The sequence below is a fragment of the Pseudomonas sp. Pse35 genome (genome assembly GCF_024519715.1).
GTDB classification, from domain to species: domain Bacteria; phylum Pseudomonadota; class Gammaproteobacteria; order Pseudomonadales; family Pseudomonadaceae; genus Aquipseudomonas; species Aquipseudomonas paracarnis.
Genome location: NZ_JALJRP010000068.1, coordinates 1 through 4367, shown reverse-complemented (window position 1 = coordinate 4367; position 4367 = coordinate 1). Strand labels below are relative to the sequence as shown.

General features: G+C 61.0%; 3 protein-coding genes. 2 read left to right on the top strand and 1 reads right to left on the bottom strand.

The annotated features are described in order from the left end of the window. Nucleotides 1-267: 267 nt before the first annotated feature. Complete coding sequence (locus tag OC445_RS26800; protein WP_003190133.1) at nucleotides 268-1008, bottom strand: FKBP-type peptidyl-prolyl cis-trans isomerase; 741 nt, start codon at nucleotides 1006-1008, stop codon at nucleotides 268-270. A 247-nt stretch (nucleotides 1009-1255) separates the two neighbouring features. Here OC445_RS26800 and OC445_RS26795 point away from each other — a divergent pair, with 247 nt between their 5' ends. Beyond that, nucleotides 1256-3064 carry a di-heme-cytochrome C peroxidase gene (locus OC445_RS26795; protein ID WP_054897870.1) on the top strand — a complete coding sequence of 603 codons (1809 nt, stop codon included), beginning with the start codon at nucleotides 1256-1258 and terminating at the stop codon, nucleotides 3062-3064. Between the two features lie 29 nt (nucleotides 3065-3093). After that, a complete protein-coding gene (locus tag OC445_RS26790; RefSeq protein ID WP_054897889.1) occupies nucleotides 3094-4227 on the top strand; it encodes a catalase family protein in 1134 nt (377 codons plus the stop codon). Nucleotides 4228-4367 lie beyond the last annotated feature (140 nt).

Sequence of the window (4367 nt, the reverse complement as noted above, 5' to 3'; positions counted from 1 at the left end):
TCCAACTGTGTTGACTGCCAGGCCGCCTTCGCGAGCAAGCCCGCTCCCACAGGTTGATCGTGGTGTGTCAGTTAGTAGGTGTAGGCTGGCAGGCCGTCATCGCAGGCAAGCCAGCTCCCACATTTGGAGTGCTGAGCGTCTGGCGGTCATCACAGCGATGCGGCGACCCGACAAGCCAGCTCCCACAGAAGATTTTTGCATCCTTTGATACAGCCCCGAAAACAACAACGCCCCGTCGAGACGGGGCGTTGTGTGTTCAGGCGCCGATTACTTCTTGGCGGCTGGTGCAGCAGGTGCGTCTGCTGCTTCTGCCTTGGCTGGGTCCTTGATGGCCAGCAGCTCCAGGTCGAATACCAACACGGAGTTGGCGGGGATCGCCGGGCTCGGGCTCTGGGCGCCGTAGGCCAGGTCGGACGGGATGTACAACTCGACCTTCTCGCCAACATGCATCAGTTGCAAGCCTTCGACCCAACCCGGGATCACGCCGCTGACCGGCAGGTCGATCGGGCTACCACGATCTACAGAGCTGTCAAAGGTAGTGCCGTTGGTGAGCTTGCCGGTGTAGTGAACAGTCACCACGTCGGTTGGCTTAGGCTGGGCGCCGTCGGCCTTCTTCACGATCTTGTACTGCAGACCGGAAGCGGTGGTGACGACGCCGTCTTTCTTGGCGTTGTCTTCGAGGAATTTCTTGCCGGCAGCTGCCGACTCTTCGCTCATTTTGGTCATGCGCTCTTCGGCACGCTTTTGCAGCGCGGCGAAGGCTTCAACCAGTTCGTCATCTTTGAGCTTCTGCTCTTTCTTGCCGACAGCATCTTCAATGCCTTGGGCTACCGCTTTGGAGTCCAGGTCATCCATGCCTTCTTGGGCAAGGCTCTTGCCCATGTTCAGGCCGATGCCGTAGGAAGCTTTTTGCGCCGGGGTTTTCAGCTCTACGCTGGTTTGCGAATCACAACCCGCAAGTACCAGGCTAACCAGGGCCACCGCCGCCGCCAACCGATGCTGTTTCATGCTATTTCCTTGTTCATGCGCCAAAAGGGCATTCGAATAAAGTCGCGAGCTTATCAGGCGGCCCCGACCAATGGCTACCGGCATGTGAGCAGGAAACTTCTGATAAGTTCACGTGTTTAAAAGCATTTCCATTTATCATGGGGGCCCGCGACGGATCGCGGAACCGGCTGATAGCAGGCTAATCGTCACTTGCCGCACCTGTGGCGCAGTGGCATAACAACGCGACAATTCGACAAGGATAGTTATCTTGCGCACTTTTTCCCGTGTTTTACTCCTGATATTGATCGCACTGGGCCTGACCCTGGCCGTGGTGCTCTATTACACCCTCAACCCCAAGCTGCCGGACTACATGCCCGTGGAGCAGGTGCACTACCAGGACCAGTGGAGTGCCGCGGACCGTCAGACCTTCTACTTCACGCCCCAGGGCACCCAGGTAAAGGGCCTGCACTACGACTGGTTCACGGCTCTGGAGCTGCCGTTCTCCGAGCAACGCTTTGCCGCGCCGGAGTACCTGGCGCGCTTTGGTTTCCTGGTCGATCCCAGGCAGGTGCCCACCACGCAAAACCCTGGCAACCTGCCGGTGGGTTTCGCCCGGCACCAGAATGCCGACAGCAAGGTTCAGTACCTGGACATCACCTGCGCGGCCTGCCATACGGGGGAGTTGCATTTCAAAGGCCAGGCCCTGCGCATCGATGGCGGCTCGGCTCAACATGTACTGCCCTCCAGCGTCCCCACCTTGCGGGGCGGCAGTTTCGGCCAGGCACTGGTCGCCAGCCTCGCCGCCACTTATTACAACCCGTGGAAGTTCGAGCGCTTCGCCCGCAAGGTCCTGGGTGACCAGTACGACGCCCAGCACAACCAACTGCGCAGCGACTTCAAGCAATCGCTCAACCAGTTCCTCAAAGTCGCCTGGAATGATACCCATCGCGGCCTCTACCCCACCGAGGAAGGCCCCGGCCGTACTGACGCCTTCGGGCGCATCGCCAATGCCAGCTTTGGCGATGCCATTTCCCCAGATAATTATCGCGTCGCCAACGCTCCCGTGGACTACCCGCAGCTGTGGGACATCTGGACCTTCGACTGGGTGCAGTGGAATGGCTCAGCGCAGCAGCCCATGGCGCGCAATATCGGTGAAGCGCTTGGTGTAGGTGCTACCCTGGCCTTCTTCGACAGCGCCGGCCAACCGCTGCAAGGCGCTGCACGCTACCCCTCCAGCGTGCGGGTGCGCGACTTGCACCTGATCGAAGAAACCCTGCAACGTCTCAAACCGCCGACCTGGCCTGAGGCGTTGTTCGGCGCCATCGACAAACCCCTCGCCGCCCAGGGCCGCGCACTCTTCGCCGAAAACTGTGCAGGCTGCCACCTGCCGACCGTTACCGAAGAAAATGGTCGCCCTGTACAGCAGTTGAAAATGCTGCCGGTGGATTACATCGGCACCGACCCCGGCACCGCCAGCAACATTGCCGATCAGCGTTATGACCTCAGCGCCCTGCAATGGGACCCGGCCGAACTGGCCCGACTCAATGTTGAACTGCACCCGGCCCCCACCGCGCCACTGGACCTGAAAAAAATGTCCGTAGCCCAGGGGTTGGCGTACGTCACCGCATTCGTCGAAGAACATGCCTACCGCGCCGCCGGCGTTACCCCGGCAGAGCGCCCAAGCCTGGACGGGTTCGGCCTGCCGATTGGCGTGCGCGAATTACGCGCCTATAAGGCACGGCCATTGGCAGGCGTATGGGCTACCCCACCGTTCCTGCACAACGGGTCGGTGCCGACGATCTACCAACTGCTTTCGCCCCAGGACGAGCGCAGCACTACTTTCTATAAAGGCACGTTCAACTACGATCCACGCCATCTGGGTTTTGAAACCGCCGCGTTCAAGAATGCCTTTCTGTTCGATACCCGGATCACCGGCAACCACAACAGCGGCCACGAATTCCGTGCCGGCGAACGTGGCAATGGCGTGATCGGCCGTGGCCTGCTGCCGCAGGAACGCTGGGCGCTGCTCGAATACCTCAAGGTGCTGGGCGGCCCGCTGGAGCAACAACTGCCATGATTATCCGCTCGCAAAACAAGGACCGCTCCATGCTTGCTCGTCTCTGGCTACGCCTTGGCGCCTTTGTTGGCAAAACCCTGCTGTGGCTGCTGGGCCTGGGCCTGCTGGGGTGGGTGTTGGCCACGGCCTGGTTCGCCTGGCAGCACAGGGGCCCGGTGTCGGTGAAGGAACAGATCCCGCCGGGTGAAGCGGCGATGACCCAAGGCATCATCCAGACCGCCGTGCGCATCGTTGATCAGCATCGCGAAGGCACTCGCTACCTGCGTGATGCCCATGCCAAGGCCCATGGGTGCGTGAAAGCCGAGGTCAGCGTTCTGGCAGATCTCGACCCGGCCTTGCGCCAGGGCGTGTTTGCCGAGCCGGGCAAGACCTGGCAGGCGACGATGCGCCTGTCCAACGGCAACGCTTATCCGCAATTCGACAGCATCCGCGATGCACGCGGCATGGCCATCAAGCTGTTGGATGTGCCGGGCAAGCAACTGATGGCAGATCAGCAAGCGCGCACCGAACAGGATTTCGTGATGTTCAGCCACCCGAACTTCTTTGTCAGCGATGTCGCGGAATACGCGCAAAACATCGGCGCGCAAGCGGATGGCAAGAAGGTCCTGGCTTTCTTTCCCAAGCTCGACCCGCGCAGTTGGCAAGTGCGTCACTTGTTTATCGCCCTGGCAACCCTGGCGCCCGCACCGGCCAGCCCGACGCAGACGACTTACTTTTCAGTTTCGCCCTACAAGTTTGGCGCGGCCAACGCCAAGTTCCGCGTCGCGCCCGACCCACAAAGCTGCCCGGGTTATGTGTTGCCCAAACAGAACCAGGCCCTGCCGAACTTCCTGCGCAGCGCGCTCAACCAGCAACTGTCCACCGACCGTGTAGATGCGTGTTTTGTGCTGCAAATCCAGCGGCAAAACCCGCAGGCGTTCATGCCGATCGAAGACACCAGCATCGAATGGAAGGAAAGCGACGCGCCGTATGAAACCGTGGCCAAGGTCAGGATTCCCGCCCAGGACTTCGACACGCCGGCGCAGAACCTGGCGTGCGATAACCAGTCGTTCAACCCCTGGTTCGGGCTGGAAGCGCACCGCCCCATCGGCGGCATCAACCGGCTGCGCAAAGCGGTGTACGAGGCCGTCAGCGATTACCGCCACAGCCGCAACGCACCGTAAGGCGCGTTAAATCGCAGGCGAAAAAAAACCCGCTCAATGAGCGGGTTTCTTGTGGCTGCCTGGCGTTCAGTGTTCCAGGTGACCGAATATGGCGCAGCGGACGGGACTCGAACCCGCGACCCCCGGCGTGACAGGCCGGT